Below are 16,469 nucleotides of genomic sequence, written 5' to 3'. Positions count from 1 at the left end.
CACGATGAAGTCCCTGAAATGACCAGGCTTCAAGTGCACGAGTGAGGTCGCTGCGGGTGCTGCCCGCACGACCTCGGAGTGAGGAGTGCAGTGGCAGGTAAGGCCCGCGTACACGAGCTTGCGAAAGAGCTCGGGGTCGAAAGCAAGACCGTTCTCGCCAAGCTCAAGGAGATGGGCGAGTTCGTGAAGTCCGCGTCCAGCACCGTCGAGGCGCCCGTCGCCCGACGTCTGCGTGGCGCATTCGTCGCGTCCGCCGGTGGCTCCTCGGCGCCGGCCGCCCCTCCGGCGGCCGCCCCGAGTCCGGCACCGACCCCGACGCCGTCCCCGACCCCGGGTGCCCCCCGGGTCTCGGCCAAGCCGATGCCGCCGCGGCGGCCGGCCGCGCCGACCCCTGGACCGAAGCCCAAGGGCCCGGTCCCCGGCCCGCCGCAGCCGGCGACCCCGGTCGCCAAGCCGGCGAGCGCGCACGACATCGAGGTGGCAGCCGCCGAGGCGCGCGCCGCCGCGCTGAAGGCTGAGCAGGAGGCCGCGGTCAAGGCCGCGCAGGCCGCCCGTCAGCAGCAGCGGGAGAACGTCCGACGGGAGCCCCCGACCGAGGGTGGTCCCCGTCCGGGTCCGCGTCCCGGCCCGAACGCCGTGCCGCCCCGTCCGGGTTCCCCGGCCGCGGCGCGTCCCGGCGCCCCGCAGCCGGGCCCGGGTGCCCGGCCGGGTGGTCGTCCGCCGGCGCGCGGCGCCGGCAACAACCCGTTCGGTATCCAGGGCGGTCAGCAGCAGCGGCCGCCGGCCGCCGGTGCCGGCGGTCCCCGGCCCAGCCCGGCGGGCATGCCGCCGCGGCCGAGCCCGGCCTCCATGCCGCCGCGGCCCAGCCCGGCCTCCATGCCGAGCCAGCGGCCCACCACCGGTCGCCCCGGCGGCCCCGGTGGCGGGCGTGGCGGCCCCGGTGGCGGCGCGGGTCGTCCCGGTGGCGGTGGCTTCCGTCCCGGTGGTGGCGGCGGTGCCGGTGGCTACCGCGGCGGTCCCGGTGGCGGTGGCGGCGGTGGCGGTGGCTACCGCGGTGGCCCCGGTGGCGGCGGCGGTGCTCCCGGCGGCGGTTTCCGTCCGGGTGCCCCGGCCGGCGGCGGTGGTCGTCCCGGTGGCGGCGGTCGTGGTCGTGGCGGCGGCGCCGCGGGTGCCTTCGGGCGTCCGGGCGGCCGGCCGACCCGTGGTCGCAAGTCCAAGAAGCAGCGCAGACAGGAGTTCGACAACCTGTCGGCTCCGACCATGAGCTCGGGTGCCCCCCGGGGTCAGGGTCAGGTCATCAGGCTCTCCCGTGGCGCCTCGCTGTCGGACTTCGCCGACAAGATCAACGCCAACCCGGGTTCGCTCGTCCAGGAGATGTTCAACCTGGGCGAGATGGTCACCGCGACCCAGTCGTGCTCCGACGACACCCTGCAGCTGCTGGGTGAGCACCTCGGCTTCGACGTGCAGATCGTCAGCCCGGAGGACGAGGACCGCGAGCTGCTCGCGCAGTTCAACATCGACCTCGACGCCGAGGTCGCGGAGGACCGCCTGGTCAGCCGTGCGCCGGTCGTGACCGTCATGGGTCACGTCGACCACGGTAAGACCAAGCTGCTCGACGCGATCCGCAAGGCGAACGTGGTGGCCGGCGAGGCGGGTGGCATCACCCAGCACATCGGTGCCTACCAGGTCCACGTCCCGCACGAGGGCGAGGACCGGGCGGTGACCTTCATCGACACCCCGGGTCACGAGGCGTTCACCGCCATGCGTGCCCGTGGTGCCCAGGTCACCGACATCGTGGTGCTGGTGGTGGCGGCCGACGACGGCGTGATGCCGCAGACGATCGAGGCGTTGAACCACGCCAAGGCGGCCGACGTGCCGATCGTGGTGGCGGTCAACAAGGTCGACAAGCCGGAGGCCAACCCGGACAAGGTCCGCCAGCAGCTGACCGAGTACGGGCTGGTCGCCGAGGAGTACGGCGGCGACACGATGTTCGTCAACGTGGCGGCGAAGCCCGGCATCGGCATCGACGACCTGCTCGAGGCCGTCCTGCTGACCGCCGACGCGTCGCTGGAGCTGACCGCTCCGATCGACGGGCCGGCGCAGGGTGTGGCCATCGAGGCGCACCTGGACAAGGGCCGCGGTGCGGTGGCGACGGTGCTGGTGCAGAAGGGCACCCTGCGGGCGGGCGACTCGATCGTCGCCGGTGGGGCGCACGGCCGGGTCCGGGCGATGCTCGACGAGAACGGCAACCAGGTCGCCGAGGCGGGTCCGGCCCGTCCGGTCCTGGTGCTCGGTCTGACCGCGGTGCCGGGTGCGGGTGACACCTTCCTGGCGGCCGAGGACGACCGCACGGTGCGCCAGATCGCCGAGCAGCGGCAGGCGCGGCGGCGGGCGGCGGCGTTCGCCAACTCCCGTGGCCGGGCCACCCTCGAGACGCTCATGGAGCAGCTCAAGGAGGGCGAGAAGACCTCGCTCAACCTGGTGCTCAAGGGCGACGTCTCCGGTTCCGTGGAGGCCCTCGAGGACGCGCTGTTCAACCTCGACATCCCGGAGGAGGTCCAGCTCAGGATCATCCACCGGGGCGTGGGCGCGATCACCGAGAGCGACGTCATGCTCGCGAGCGCCTCGTCCGAGGCGGTCACGATCATCGGCTTCAACGTGCGGGCCTCCAACAAGGTCCGCGAGATGGCCGACCGCGAGGGCGTGGAGATCCGGTACTACACCGTCATCTACCAGGCCATCGAGGAGATCGACGCCGCCCTCAAGGGGCTGCTCAAGCCGGAGTACGAGGAGGTCGAGCTGGGCACCGCGGAGATCCGCGACGTCTTCCGCTCGTCCAAGGTCGGCAACATCTCCGGTTGCATCGTCCGGTCGGGCATCATCCGGCGCAACGCCAAGGCGCGCCTGCTGCGCGACGGCTCGGTGGTGGCGGACAACCTCACCATCAGCTCGCTCAAGCGGTTCAAGGACGACGCCACGGAGGTGCGCGAGGGCTTCGAGTGTGGTCTGACCCTGGGTGGTTACAACAACGTCCAGGTCGGCGACATCATCGAGACCTTCGAGATGCGGGAGAAGGCTCGCGCCTGATCCGGTGAACCACTGATCGAGGGGTTTACGCCGAAAGGCGTAAACCCCTTGATCATGTGGGGGTCCGTCCGGGTATCGTCCGGAGCGATGTTCACCGGAACCGCGGTCTTCGACCTGCTGCTGCCGGGCGACTCCCGGTCGCTCAAGGCCAAGAGATCATACGTACGCCCGATCGTGGCGGCCCTGCGCCGCTTCGAGGTCTCGGCCGCCGAGGTCGGGGCGCTCGACCTGCACGGTCGGGCCGAGATAGCCGTGGCCGTGGTGGCCGCCGAGGCGTCGCACGTCCGAGAGGTGCTGGACTCCTGCGAGCGTCTGGTGGCCGGCCGGCCGGAGGCCGAGCTGCTCTCGGTGCGCCGGCGGCTCTACGGCGAGGAGGACTGACGCCGGCGCGGGGGTTCGCGCGTCCGGCGGGTGGCCACGACAGCCCCGGCGCGGGTGCGCCGGGGGCGTCGTGGCGGGCCGGCGCCCTGCCGGCGACGCGCGGCGGCGGTTGCCGCGCGGGTAGTGTTCGAGATGTTGGCCGGTCGGCTCCGGGGGCGCTCCGCGTCGCCGGTGGCGGCCGGGAGCGGGACGCCGTGGAGGTGGCGAAATGTCGGATCCGGCCAAGGTACGCCGGCACGCGGAGCGGGTGCGTGAACTGGTCGCGTCGGTGGTGCGTAGCCAGATCAAGGACCCCCGGCTCGGCATGATCACCATTACCGACGCCCGGATCACCGCCGACCTGCGCGACGCGACCGTCTTCTACACGGTGCTCGGCGACGCGGCGGCCCAGTCCGGCACCGCCGCGGCGCTGGAGAGCGCCAAGGGCATGCTGCGCAGCACCGTCGGCAAGGCGCTCGGCCTGCGGCACTCGCCGACCCTGACCTTCGTCCTCGACGACGTGCAGGACCAGGTCAAGCACATCGACGACCTGCTCGCCCAGGCCCGCACCGCCGACGCCGAGGTGCAGCGGCTCGCCGCCCGGGCCGAGTACGCGGGCGAGGCCCAGCCGTACCGGCTGGACGAGGACGAGTCCCACGACGAGGACGAGGACGAGACCCCGCCCCGGGGCGGGGACCAGCGGTGACCGAACCGTCCGGCGATCCGGCCGGTGGCGCCCTCGCCGAGGCGACGCCACCGGCCGACCCCGGCCCCGACGAGGCGGACTGGGCGGCGGCCGTCGCGGCGGTGCGGGGGCTGCCGCCGGACGGGCGGGTGCTGCTGATCTGCCACGTCAACCCGGACGGCGACGCGCTGGGCAGCATGCTCGGCTTCGGGCTGGGGCTGCGCCGGCTGGGCGTACGGCGGATGCAGGCGACCTTCCCCGGCCCGCCGGAGGTGCCCGAGCCGTTCCGCGGCCTGCCCGGGCTCGACCTGCTCGTGCCGGCGACCGAGGCGTACCCGGACCCGGATCTGGTCGTCTGCTTCGACGCGGCCAGCGAGTCCCGGCTCGGCGAGCTGGTCGACCGGCTGGGCGCGGCCGGCGGCGCGCTGGTGCTCGACCACCACGCGTCGAACACCCGCTTCGGCCGGATCAACCTGGTGGATCCGCACGCGGCGGCCACCTCGGTGGTCGCCGAGGAGCTGCTCGCCCGGCTCGGCGTCGCGCTGGACGCGGAGATCGCGGAGTGCCTCTACGTCGCCCTGAGCACCGACACCGGCTCGTTCCGGTTCGACGCGACCACGCCGGCGGTGCACCAGCTCGCGGCCCGCCTGATCGCCACCGGCATCCGTCCCGGTGACATCTCCCGGCGGATCTTCGACACCCGACCGTTCGGCGCCGTCCGCCTCTTCGGCGAGGTGCTCGGCCGGGCGCGCCTGGAGCCGGCCGCCGCCGCCGGGCACGGTCTCGTCTGGACGTACGCCACGCAGGACGACCTGGCCCGGCACGACCAGCCGGCGTACGTGCTGGAGGCGCTGATCGACTCGGTCCGGTGCACCGCCGAGGCCGACGTGAGCTGCGTGGTCAAGCAGACCGCGACCGGCGACTGGGCCGTGTCGATGCGCAGCAAGGGTGCGGTGGACGTCAGCCGGGTGGCGGTCGCGCTGGGCGGCGGCGGCCACCGCTTCGCCGCCGGGTTCACCGGGCGGGGGACGGTCGACGAGGTCGTCGACCGGATTCGCGCGGAGCTGGACGGCGCGCTGACCGGGCCCGACCGGGCCTGACCCGGCGGGCCTGCCGGGAAGATCAGGGTCAGTTCCGGGGAGTGTCCGTCTTCCCGCGCTCGGTGAGTACGGGGAGAATCGCGGGATGGAGCAGCCCCACGACCTCACCGTCGAGGCGCCCCGCGCCTGGGACCGTCCCGCCGTCACCGTGCCGGTGCTCGTCTGCCTCTCGCTGGTCGGCGGCCGGTTCCCGTCGTTCTCGACGGAGGCCAACCTCTGGACCCTCGGCACCGGCGGCGTGCTGATCTGGCTGGGCCTGAGCAACCGGGTGCCCCGGCGGCCCGCGCCGCGCCGGCTCGGCGCCCCGGCGGCCTGGTGGGCCCTTCCGGTGGTGGTCTTCGGGGTCTTCGAGGGGGCCACGTTCGTGCTGGCCGTCGGGGACGACTTCCCGACCTTCTCCCGGCTGGCGGATCCGATGCTGGAGGACCGGCTGGTCCGCTCGGCCGCCTGGCTGGCCTGGCTGTCCGCGTTCTGGGGGTTGGTGCGGCGATGATGCGGGCGATGGCGATCGGCGGCTTCCTGACGGCGCTGGTGCTCTTCGCCGTCGTCGAGTGGGCGGCCCGACGCGAGGGCTCCCGGATTCCGACGCTCGGCGAGGTCTGCGCGTACGTGATGCGCTACGAGGTGGGGTCGGTGCCCGTCGGCCGGATCGGGCTTTTCGGGTTCTGGTGGTGGCTGGGCTGGCACTTCCTGGCCCGCTGACCGCCTCCCCCTCCATCACCCGATCCGGTGATCCGCGTCGGCCGGAGAGGCAACGTGAGTCCAGATCGCGGGAACCGTGGGCAGCATGTGGACCTGAACGATAGCTTGGGAATCGACCGGCGTCGTGTGGCGGCGTTGGTCGTGGGCGGTGGGGCCACACCCGGCAACGCCTCCCTCCAGGGTCGGACCGACCCGGGCTCACACGCTGCCCACCAGCCGCTCCGGTGACCCCGGACCGCTGCCGGGCGTTCAGCACACCGCCCGTGAGGGCTGCCGTCGCGTCGGCGGCCCGCGCCCTGGAAGGGGACCACCACCATGCCGAGCAAGCCCAAGCCCGAGACCACCGACGAGGCCCGCGAGCAGATGCGCCGCGCGCTGCAGACCTCGATGGACACCCGTCAGTGACCCAGTCCGACGGGCGGTGACGCCGCCGACGGCCTCCGCCGACGGCGTCGCCGCCCGCCTGACACCCGTCGCCGCCCGCCTGACACCCGTCGCCGCCCGCCCGGCACCTGTCGCCGCTCTCGGGCGTCCGCGGTGGACGCTATCGTCGCCGCATGTGGCGGATCCTCGTCGTCGGCAGCGCGGGCGCCGGTAAGAGCACGCTCTCCCGCGAGGTCGCGCGCCGGCTCGACCTTCCGGTGATCCACCTCGACCGGCACTTCTGGCAGCCCGGCTGGGTGGCCCCCGACGACGCCCGCTGGCGGGCCACGGTCGCCGAACTCGCCGCCCGGCCGTCCTGGGTGATGGACGGCAACTACGGCGGCAGCCTCGACCTCCGCCTGCCCCGCGCCGACCTGCTGGTCTTCTGCGACCTGGGCCGGCTGCTCTGCCTCGGCCGGGTGCTGCGCCGCCGGTGGGCGTACCGCGCCACCGGCCGCCCCGACCTCCCGCCCGGCTGCCCGGAGACGATCGACGCCGAGTTCCTCCGGTACGTGTGGCGCTACCCGCGCCGATCCCGCCCCCGACTGCTCACCGCGGCCGCCGCGCACGCGCCGGCGCTGCCGGTGGTCCGGCTGCGCAGCCGCGCCGAGGTGCGCCGCTGGCTCGCCCGGCTGCCCACGGGCTGAGCCCCGCCCTGCTGTGGACCGGATGGCCCGTCGCGACGAGATCCGGCCCGTCCTCCCCGTCCGTGGTCCCGGCGCGGTCTCCCCTGTCCGTGGTCCCGGCGCGCTCTCCCCTGTCCGTGGTTTCGGCTGCGCTCCCCGTCCGGTCGACGTTTGGGCCATGCTGGGTGTCCTGGCGGCCGGCCTCGCCGGCCACGTGCTCGTCACGGTCTCGGCCGGGCAGCCGGGCCGCGCCGCCGTGTCCGCTGCCCGGCCTGTCGCCCAGCCGGGCCGCGCCGCCGTGTCCGCTGCCCGGCCTGTCGCCCAGCCGGGCCGCGCCGCCGTGTCCGCTGCCCGGCCTGTCGTCGTGGCCGGCACCCGGTAAGTGATCGTGTCGCTTGCGATCCTTACCGTGCTCGTGCCAGGATCGGCGGCGATGAGTCAGCCAGCCGTCGCCGCCGCCCCTGCCGCGTCACCCCGCCGGATCGCCGCGCTCGCCCTGCCGGCGCTCGTGGTGCTGGCCGCCGAACCGCTCTACGTGCTCGTGGACACGGCGGTGGTGGGGCACCTCGGCCGGGTGCCGCTCGCCGCGCTCGCCATCGGCGGCACGGTGCTGACCCTCATCGCGTGGCTCGGCACCGTGGTCGCGTACGGCACCACGGGGCGGTCGGCCCGGCGCTTCGGGGCCGGCGACCGGGCCGCCGCCGTCGCCGAGGGCGTGCAGTCCTCCTGGCTGGCGCTCGGGGTGGGGGTGCTGGTCGCGGTCGGCATGCAGGTTGGCGGCGGCGCGTTGGCGCGTACGCTCGCCGGAGGCCCCGGCGAGGTGGCCGACGCCGCCGCGCAGTGGCTGCGGGTCGCGGCGCTCGGCGCGCCGGGCCTGCTGCTCGCCGCCGCCGGCAACGGCTGGCTGCGCGGCGTGCAGGACACCCGCCGTCCGCTGCTGTTCGTGCTCGGGCCGAACCTGCTCTCCGCCGTGCTCTGCCCCGTGCTGGTCTATCCGGTCGGCCTCGGCCTGGTCGGCTCCGCGGTGGCCAACGTGGTCGCCCAGACCATCGGCGGGGCGCTCTTCGCCGGGGCGTTGGTCGCCGAGCGGGTCCCGCTGCGGCCCCGCCCGCGACTGATCCGGCAGCAACTGGTGCTCAGCCGGGACCTGCTGATCCGGGGCGCCGCGTTCCAGGCCAGCTTCCTCTCCGCCACCGCCGTGGCCGCCCGCTTCGGGGCCGCAGCCGTGGGCGCCCACCAGATCGCCCTGCAACTCTGGTTCTTCACCGCGCTGGTGCTCGACGCGCTCGCCATCGCCGCCCAGTCGCTGGTCGGCGCCGCGCTCGGCGGCGGCGACGACGCCGGGGCGCGGGCCCTCGCCCGCCGGATCGGGCTGCTCGGCGGGGCCTGCGGTCTGGCGTTCGCCGTGCTCATCGCCGCCGGCGCCGGCGTCGTCCCCGGCTGGTTCAGCTCCGATCCGCAGGTACGCGACCAGGCCATGCTGGCCTGGCCGTGGTTCGTGGCGATGCAGCCGCTGGCCGGCGTCGTGTTCGCCCTCGACGGCGTCCTGATCGGCGCCGGGGACGTCCGCTACCTGCGCAACCTGACCATCGTGGCCGCCCTCGGCGGATTCCTGCCGGCCATCTGGCTGGCGTACGGGCTCGACCTCGGGCTCGGCGGCATCTGGGCCGGGCTCACGCTGTTCGTGGTGATCCGCCTGGTCGCCCTGCTGCTGCGGTTGCGCTCGGGCGGCTGGGCGGTGGTCGGCGCGGTGCGCTGACCACGCCCGTCCAGGCGCTCCCGCGGCTCAACAGCTCTCGCCGTCGCCGGGCCGCCAGGCCGGGTCGTAGACGTCGCCGGTCGGCCGCGCGGAGGGCCGGCTGCGCAGCGGCTCCTCGGGGGCGAGGGCCAGGAACCCCCGCCTGATCCCGGCGCAGTCGGCGTTGTAGAGGGTGCTCGCCGCCTCGTGCACCCACAGCCCACGGGACGAGGACCGGACGTCGTCGGGGTGCGGGACGTGCCAGACCACCTCGTCGCGTACGGTGGCCAGCTCCGCCCCGGGCGGGTGCTCCTGCGCCCGCCAGAGGTCGAAGTGGTAGACCCAGATGAAGCTGGTGGTGATCTCCAGCACCCGGATGCCGTCGGGGTCGGTGGTCGCCCGGTAGGTGACGGTGCCCCGCGCGCGGACCGTGTCGGCGTTGTCCAGCCGCGGATCGGCCTCGTCGGCAACCCGGGTCACGTAGTTCAGCGCCGCGCCGTCGGCCAGGTCGCGCCGGACCTCGTCCCGGTTGTCCGGCGCGATCAGCCCGAGGAAGGGCTTCGGGTCGTTGGCCAGCAGCATCGACCTGTCGACGCGGCCCTCGACGAGCGCCTGCCGGACCTTCGCCAGGCCGTCGGCGACCTGCTTCGCGGTGAACGGCGCGGCCGCCTTCGCCGGCGGCAGGGCGATGGCGTCCTTCCCGGCGGCGAACGACTCCGCCGGGGTGGCCGCCCACGGGCTCACCGAGTTGCCGTCGGCGTCGGTGGGACGGACCGGGCCGGGAGCGGCCCGGCGCTCGGGCAGGATGGGCTCGTTGTCGCGGACCCGCTCGTAGACGCCGAATCCGATGGTGCCCACCACCGCGAGGAACGAGAGCGTCACCAGGGCGGCGATGCCGCCCAGCAGCTTCCCGCTGTGCCTCGCCCAGCCCAGCCGGAACCGTTCCGAGCGGGTCAACACACGCTCCGCCTCCGATTCGCGCATCCAGGACGGGACGCGGATCGGCTCCTCGGACTGGGCGGCGTACGGGTCGAAAGGCGCGGTCGGCTCGCTCGGCCGCTGCTCGGTGCTCATTCGGCTGTCCAGGTGGGGTGGATGGAGGGGGCGCATGATCTTCGCACCCGACGCGCCCCGGCGTGGTCCCGTGCGACCCCGGGCGGGCAACGCTGGCCGGCCGGCGGACGCCGCGCCGCCCGTCCGCCCGACCCGCGTACGGCGGCGACGGGGCGTCGGAGCCCGTCTGGCAGGCTTGGGTGTCGTGAGCGCAGACGGTCTGATCGTGGTCGACAAGCCCGGCGGCATGACGTCGCACGACGTGGTGGCGCGGATCCGCCGGTTGGCGCGGACCCGTCGGGTGGGGCACGGCGGCACCCTCGACCCGATGGCCACCGGCGTGCTGGTGATCGGGGTCGGCCGGGCCACCCGCCTGCTCACCTACGTGATCGGCGCGCAGAAGAGCTACACGGCCACCGTCCGGCTCGGCCAGGCCACCGTCACCGACGACGCCGAGGGCGACGTGATCGCCACCACCCCGGCCGGGCAGGTCACCGACGAGGCGATCCGGGCCGCCCTCGCCGCGCTGACCGGCGAGATCGACCAGGTGCCGAGCGCGGTCAGCGCTATCAAGATCGACGGGCAGCGGGCGTACAAGCGGGTGCGCGAGGGCGAGAGCGTCGAACTGCCCGCCCGCCGGGTCACCGTCTCCCGGCTGGACCTGCTGGCCGTACGCCGCGACACCCCCGACGTGGTGGACGTCGACATCGACGTGACCTGCTCCTCCGGGACGTACATCCGGGCCATCGCCCGGGACGCCGGCCTGGCGCTCGGGGTGGGCGGGCACCTGACCGCGCTGCGGCGTACCGCCGTCGGCGGCTTCACCCTCGGGGAGGCCGCCACCCTCGACGAGCTGGAGCAGCGCGCGCCCGAGGTGGTCCACCTGCCGATGGCCGCGGCGGCCGACCGGTTCTTCCCGCGCCGCGACGCGGGCGCCGACGAGGCGAAGGTGCTCTCCCACGGCGGGCCGCTCGACCCGGCCGGCATCGCCGGGCCCTACGCGGTCTTCGGCCCCGACGGCGGGCTGATCGCTATCGTCAGCGAGCGGGACGGCCGGGCCCGCGCGGAGATCGTGCTCGCCCCCGCCTGACGGCGGGGCGCGGGCCGCCGGGAAAGTGTTAGCAAGGGGGCCCTTCCTACGCACCAGGCGTTAACGAGGGGCCTTCCTTACACCGCCGGCCGGCGGAGGCAGGGAGGAGCGAAATGCAGCGGTGGCGGGGGTACGACGCGGCGCCCGGTGGCTGGGGACGGTCGGTCGTCACCATCGGCGTCTTCGACGGCGTGCACAAGGGGCACCAGGCGACCATCGGGCACGCCGTGGCCCGGGCCCGCGAGCTGGGCGTGCAGTCGGTGGTGGTCACCTTCGACCCGCACCCGGCCGAGGTGGTCCGCCCCGGCTCGCACCCGGCGGTGCTCACCGAGCCCGCCCGCAAGGCCGAGTTGATCGAGGCGCTCGGCGTGGACGTGCTGTGCGTGGTGCCGTTCACACCGGAGTTCTCCCGGCTGCCCGCCGAGGCGTTCGTGCACGACATCCTGGTCGAGCACCTGCACGCCGCCCTGGTGGTGGTGGGGGAGAACTTCCGCTTCGGGCACCGGGCCGCCGGTGACGTGGCGCTGCTGGAGCGGCTCGGCCGCACCTTCGGCTTCGGCGTCGAGGGGGCCCCGCTGGTCGCCGAGGCCGGCACGGTCTTCTCGTCCACGTACATCCGATCCTGCGTCGACGCGGGGGACGTGGGGGCGGCCGCCGCCGCGCTCGGCCGCCCGCACCGGCTGGAGGGCGTGGTGGTCCGCGGCGACCAGCGCGGCCGCGAGCTGGGCTTCCCCACCGCCAACCTGCTGTGCCACCGGTACGCGGCGGTGCCCGCCGACGGCGTCTACGCCGCTCGGCTGGTGCGCCGGGGCCGCGCCGAACCGCTAGGGGCGGCGGTGTCGGTGGGCACCAACCCGACCTTCTCCGGGCGGGAGCGGCGGGTGGAGGCGTACGTGCTGGACTTCGCCGGCGACCTCTACGGCGAGCGGCTGGCCCTGGACTTCGTGGCCCACCTGCGCGGGCAGATCCGATACGACGCGATCGAGCCGTTGATCGCCCAGATGGGGCAGGACGTCGAGCGCACCCGGCGGGCCCTCGACTGACCGCTTCGCGGCCCTTGACCGGCCGGCGCCCGGCCGTACTGGTAGTCTGGCGGGGACGTCGGCTGACCGACGTGGGGCCTCGCGTGCCTGCACGACGCCGCGGGTGCGAGGTACCGGTCCGTTTCCGGTCCACCGACCGATCCGACGGACATCATCGAACAACCCACGAAACAGGGAGAACATGGCGCTCGACCAGGAAGCCAAGGCCAAGATCCGCGCGGAGTACGCGACCGCCGAGGGCGACACCGGTTCGCCGGAGGTGCAGGTCGCGGTCCTCACCAAGCGGATCGCCGAGCTCACCGAGCACCTGAAGGTGCACAAGCACGACCACCACAGCCGCCGCGGGCTGCTGCTGCTGGTCGGCCGTCGCCGTCGGCTGCTCAACTACGTCCAGAAGAAGGACATCAACCGCTACCGGTCGCTCATCGAGCGGCTCGGTCTGCGCCGGTGACGTGACGGGGGAGTGGCCTGACCGGGCCGCTCCCCCGCTTCGGTACCACCCGAAACCAGGGCCGCGCGACCACCCGAGAGAGGGAGCAGGTCGGCGTACCGGTCTCCGGTAGTGGCCCCCGGGCACCCCGGCATCTCGCCGGCCACCCGGGCGCTTCGATCGAAGACCGGCCGTCCGAGCAGCTCCCGCGTCGTGGGCCCCCGATGCGAAGGAGCACGACAGCACCATGACCGAGACCAACCTCGGCACCGAATCCCGCACCGCCGTGATCGACAACGGGTCCTTCGGCACCCGTGAGGTCACCTTCTCCACCGGCCGGCTGGCCCGCCAGGCCGCCGGCTCCGTCATCGCCCAGCTCGGCGAGACGGTCGTCCTCTCCGCCACCACCGCCGGCAAGCAGCCGAAGGAGCAGTTCGACTTCTTCCCGCTGACCGTCGACGTCGAGGAGCGGATGTACGCCGCGGGCCGGATCCCCGGCTCGTTCTTCCGCCGCGAGGGTCGCCCCAGCGAGGACGCGATCCTCACCTGCCGGCTGATCGACCGGCCGCTGCGCCCGTCGTTCGTCAAGGGCCTGCGCAACGAGGTCCAGGTCGTCGAGACCGTCCTCGCGCTCGACCCGCAGCACCCGTACGACGTGGTGGCGATCAACGCCGCGTCGATGTCGACCAAGCTCTCCGGCCTGCCGTTCTCCGGCCCGATCGGGGCGACCCGGATGGCGCACGTCGACGGCCAGTGGGTCGCCTTCCCGACCCACGACGAGCTGTCCCGGGCCACCTTCGACATGGTGGTGGCGGGGCGCGCCCTGGCCGACGGCGACGTCGCGATCATGATGGTCGAGGCCGAGGCCACCGAGCACACCGTGGCGCTGGTCGCCGGCGGCGCCCCCGCCCCGACCGAGGAGGTCGTGGCGAGCGGCCTGGAGGCCGCCAAGCCGGCCATCCGCGAGCTGTGCCGGGCGCAGAGCGAGCTGGCCGAGGTGGCCGCCAAGCCGGTCGCCGAGTTCCCGGTCTTCCTGGACTACCAGGACGACGCATACGACGCGGTGGCCGACCTGGCCCGCGCCGAGGTCGCCGAGGCCCTCCAGATCGCCGGCAAGGCGGCCCGCGAGGAGGCCCTGGACGCGATCAAGGCCCGCGTCCTGGCCGAGCTCGGTCCGCGCTTCGAGGGCCGGGAGAAGGAGCTCAGCGCCGCCCTCCGGTCGCTGACCAAGTCCGAGGTCCGCAGCCGGGTGCTGCGCGAGCAGGTCCGCATCGACGGCCGCGGCCCGCGCGACATCCGCCCGCTGACCGCCGAGGTCGGCGTGCTGCCGCGGGTGCACGGCTCGGCGCTGTTCGAGCGCGGCGAGACGCAGATCCTGGGCGTCACCACGCTGAACATGCTGCGCATGGAGCAGGCGCTGGACACCCTCTCCCCGGAGAAGTCCAAGCGCTACATGCACAACTACAACTTCCCGCCGTACTCGACCGGTGAGACCGGCCGGGTCGGCTCGCCGAAGCGGCGCGAGATCGGCCACGGCGCGCTCGCCGAGCGGGCGCTCATCCCGGTGCTGCCGTCGCGCGAGGAGTTCCCGTACGCCATCCGGCAGGTCTCCGAGGCGCTCGGCTCCAACGGCTCCACCTCGATGGGTTCGGTCTGCGCCTCGACGCTGGGCCTGCTGTCCGCCGGTGTGCCGCTGAAGGCGCCGGTCGCCGGCATCGCCATGGGCCTCATCTCCGACGAGGTCGACGGCAAGACCCAGTACGTGACGCTGACCGACATCCTCGGCGCCGAGGACGCGTTCGGCGACATGGACTTCAAGGTCGCCGGCACCCGTGACTTCGTCACCGCCCTCCAGCTCGACACCAAGCTCGACGGCATCCCGTCGGACGTGCTGGCCGCCGCGCTCCAGCAGGCGCACGAGGCCCGGCAGACCATCCTCGACGTGATGCAGCGGGCCATCGAGGCCCCGGCCGAGATGTCGGACTACGCGCCGCGGGTCACCACCGTCAAGATCCCGGTCGACAAGATCGGCATGGTGATCGGCCCGAAGGGCCAGACCATCAACGCCATCCAGGACGAGACCGGCGCCGAGATCTCCATCGAGGACGACGGCACGATCTACGTCGGCGCGACCAACGGCCCGTCGGCCCAGGCCGCGGTCGAGCGGATCAACGCGATCGCCAACCCGACGCTGCCGAAGGTCGGCGACAAGTTCCTCGGCACCGTGGTGAAGACGGCCGCGTTCGGCGCGTTCATCTCGCTGCTGCCGGGCCGCGACGGCCTGCTGCACATCTCCAAGGTGGGCGACGGCAAGCGGGTCGAGAAGGTCGAGGACTTCCTCAACGTCGGCGACAAGGTCGAGGTCGAGATCGCCGACATCGACCAGCGCGGCAAGATCTACCTGGACAAGGTCCGCCCGGAGGGCGCCGAGGCGCCGGCCGCCGGTGAGGCCGCCGGTGAGGCCGCCGGCGAGGCCGCCGGTGGCGAGCGGCCGGCCGGCCGGGACCGGGGTGACCGGGGCCCGCGCGACCGCGGCGACCGCGGCGGTCGTGGCCCGGGCGGCGGCGAGCGCGGCCAGGGCGGCGGCGAGGGTGGCGAGGGCGGCGAGCGTCCGCGCCGCCGGACCCGGCACAGCTGACACACCACACACGCACCACCCACCCCTCGTCGATCTGGGAGCAACACGTGAGTCGGGCCGTTCGTGCGCCGTTTCCGCCGGATCGACGGGGGGTGGCGTCGTTCCCGGGCCCCGCGGGGGCCGCGTTCCGCGGCACCGGGGGAGCCCGCTCCGGCGGCGCCTCCCGGGCGGTGACCCGCACGATCAGTGACGACCCGCTGGGCGGCACGGTACGCCGTACCGTGCTGCCCAGCGGGCTGCGCGTGCTCACCGAGGCGATCCCGGCGATGCGCAGCGTGTCGTTCGGCATCTGGGTGGCGGTCGGCTCCCGCGACGAGACCGGCCCGCAGGCCGGCGCGGCGCACTTCCTGGAGCACTTGCTTTTCAAGGGCACCAACAAGCGCAGCGCCCTGGACATCTCCTCCGAGATCGAGGCGGTGGGCGGCGAGACCAACGCCTTCACCACCAAGGAATACACCTGCTACTACGCCCGGGTGCTCGACGAGGACCTGCCGCTGGCCATCGACGTGATGTGCGACCTGGTCGCCGACTCGGTGCTCAAGCCGGCCGACGTGGAGACCGAGCGGGGAGTGATCCTCGAAGAGATCGCCATGCACGACGACGAGCCCGGCGACGAGGTGCACGACCTCTTCGCCCGGGCGGTCTACGGCGACCACCCGCTGGGCCGGCTGATCTCCGGCACCGAGGAGACGGTCACCCCGATGACCCGGCGGCAGATCCAGGGCTTCTACCGCCGCCGCTACACGGCCCCGCAGATCGTCATCGCCGCCGCCGGCAACCTGGACCACACCGCGGTGGTGAAGCTCGTCCGCCAGGCGCTGCGCGGCACCCCGCTGGACACCGACCCGGCGGCGCCCGCGCCGCACCGGCCGGCCACCCCGGCGGTACGCACCAAGCCCGCCGCCACCCTGGTGGAGCCGAAGGAGACCGAGCAGGCGCACGTCATCCTCGGCTGCCCCGGCATCGACCGGCTCGACGAGCGCCGCTTCGCCCTCGGCGTGCTCAACAACGTCCTCGGCGGCGGCATGTCGAGCCGGCTGTTCCAGGAGATCCGCGAGCAGCGCGGTCTCGCCTACTCGGTCTACTCCTACGCCAGCCAGTACGCCGACAGCGGCCTGTTCGCCGTCTACGCCGGCTGCGCGCCGGGCAAGGTGGACGAGGTGCTGGAGCTGACCCGGGCGGAGCTGGCCCGGGTGGCCGCCGACGGGCTGACCGAGGCCGAGGTGGCCCGGGGCAAGGGGATGAGCAAGGGCTCGTTCGTGTTGGGCCTGGAGGACACGGGCTCGCGGATGAGCCGGCTGGCCAAGGGCGAGCTGCTCTACGGCGACCTGATGCCGGTCGACGAGCTGCTCCGCCGCGTCAACGCGGTCACCGTGGCCGACGTGAACACCCTCGCCGCCGACCTGCTGAGCCGACCGATGTCGCTGGCCGTGGTCGGTCCGTTCGGCGAGGGCGACTTCTCCGCCCGCTGACCGGCCGCCCGCCGCGCCCGCG

14 protein-coding genes are annotated in these 16,469 nt (G+C 74.1%); 13 read left to right on the top strand and 1 reads right to left on the bottom strand.

Annotation, left to right across the window (positions count from 1 at the left end):
• Window positions 1-90 precede the first annotated feature (90 nt).
• The 8 genes from infB to ACFY23_RS17105 all read left to right on the top strand — a co-directional run bounded on the left by infB (window position 91) and on the right by ACFY23_RS17105 (window position 8,742).
• Window positions 91-3,087 carry a translation initiation factor IF-2 gene (infB, locus tag ACFY23_RS17140; RefSeq protein ID WP_350680571.1) on the top strand — a complete coding sequence of 999 codons (2,997 nt, stop codon included), beginning with the start codon at window positions 91-93 and terminating at the stop codon, window positions 3,085-3,087.
• 87 nt (window positions 3,088-3,174) lie between these two features.
• A complete protein-coding gene (locus ACFY23_RS17135; RefSeq protein WP_091096658.1) occupies window positions 3,175-3,468 on the top strand; it encodes a DUF503 domain-containing protein in 294 nt (97 codons plus the stop codon).
• Window positions 3,469-3,676: 208 nt separating this feature from the next.
• Window positions 3,677-4,153 (top strand): 30S ribosome-binding factor RbfA, encoded by a 477-nt coding sequence (rbfA, locus tag ACFY23_RS17130; RefSeq protein ID WP_350680574.1) that lies wholly within the window; start codon window positions 3,677-3,679, stop codon window positions 4,151-4,153.
• A gap of 101 nt (window positions 4,154-4,254) precedes the next feature.
• Window positions 4,255-5,232: a bifunctional oligoribonuclease/PAP phosphatase NrnA gene (locus ACFY23_RS17125; RefSeq protein ID WP_350680634.1), complete on the top strand. Its 978-nt coding sequence runs from the start codon at window positions 4,255-4,257 to the stop codon at window positions 5,230-5,232.
• Between the two features lie 85 nt (window positions 5,233-5,317).
• On the top strand, window positions 5,318-5,725 hold the full coding sequence (locus ACFY23_RS17120; RefSeq protein ID WP_350680576.1) for a hypothetical protein: 408 nt from the start codon (window positions 5,318-5,320) through the stop codon (window positions 5,723-5,725).
• The gene (locus ACFY23_RS17115; protein ID WP_350680636.1) at window positions 5,725-5,934 is read left to right on the top strand and encodes a DUF6186 family protein; all 210 of its coding nucleotides are present in this window, start codon (window positions 5,725-5,727) and stop codon (window positions 5,932-5,934) included. Before ACFY23_RS17120 ends, ACFY23_RS17115 begins: the two co-directional genes overlap by 1 nt.
• A 557-nt stretch (window positions 5,935-6,491) precedes the next feature.
• Window positions 6,492-7,004, top strand: a complete 513-nt coding sequence (locus ACFY23_RS17110) for an adenylate kinase (RefSeq protein ID WP_350680578.1) — start codon at window positions 6,492-6,494, stop codon at window positions 7,002-7,004.
• 412 nt (window positions 7,005-7,416) lie between these two features.
• Window positions 7,417-8,742 (top strand): MATE family efflux transporter, encoded by a 1,326-nt coding sequence (locus tag ACFY23_RS17105; RefSeq protein ID WP_350680582.1) that lies wholly within the window; start codon window positions 7,417-7,419, stop codon window positions 8,740-8,742.
• 27 nt (window positions 8,743-8,769) lie between these two features.
• Here ACFY23_RS17105 and ACFY23_RS17100 read toward each other — a convergent pair whose 3' ends face one another.
• Window positions 8,770-9,795, bottom strand: coding sequence for a hypothetical protein (locus tag ACFY23_RS17100; RefSeq protein WP_350680584.1), 1,026 nt, complete (start codon window positions 9,793-9,795; stop codon window positions 8,770-8,772).
• Between the two features lie 175 nt (window positions 9,796-9,970).
• Between ACFY23_RS17100 and truB the strand changes: the two genes are divergently transcribed.
• From truB to ACFY23_RS17075, 5 genes are all read left to right on the top strand, one after another.
• Window positions 9,971-10,864 (top strand): tRNA pseudouridine(55) synthase TruB, encoded by an 894-nt coding sequence (gene truB, locus ACFY23_RS17095; RefSeq protein ID WP_387036958.1) that lies wholly within the window; start codon window positions 9,971-9,973, stop codon window positions 10,862-10,864.
• Between the two features lie 113 nt (window positions 10,865-10,977).
• Window positions 10,978-11,907 carry a bifunctional riboflavin kinase/FAD synthetase gene (locus tag ACFY23_RS17090; RefSeq protein WP_350680588.1) on the top strand — a complete coding sequence of 310 codons (930 nt, stop codon included), beginning with the start codon at window positions 10,978-10,980 and terminating at the stop codon, window positions 11,905-11,907.
• A 181-nt stretch (window positions 11,908-12,088) separates the two neighbouring features.
• Window positions 12,089-12,358, top strand: a complete 270-nt coding sequence (gene rpsO / locus ACFY23_RS17085; RefSeq protein WP_043962418.1) for a 30S ribosomal protein S15 — start codon at window positions 12,089-12,091, stop codon at window positions 12,356-12,358.
• 226 nt (window positions 12,359-12,584) lie between these two features.
• Window positions 12,585-14,975: a polyribonucleotide nucleotidyltransferase gene (locus ACFY23_RS17080; protein WP_350680590.1), complete on the top strand. Its 2,391-nt coding sequence runs from the start codon at window positions 12,585-12,587 to the stop codon at window positions 14,973-14,975.
• Between the two features lie 47 nt (window positions 14,976-15,022).
• A complete protein-coding gene (locus ACFY23_RS17075) occupies window positions 15,023-16,447 on the top strand; it encodes a pitrilysin family protein (RefSeq protein WP_350680592.1) in 1,425 nt (474 codons plus the stop codon).
• Window positions 16,448-16,469: the final 22 nt, after the last annotated feature.

The organism is Micromonospora sp. NPDC000121 (assembly GCF_042899165.1).
GTDB lineage: Bacteria > Actinomycetota > Actinomycetes > Mycobacteriales > Micromonosporaceae > Micromonospora.
The sequence above is the reverse complement of the archived record's forward strand: the minus strand, read 5'-3'. Positions and strand labels throughout refer to the sequence as shown.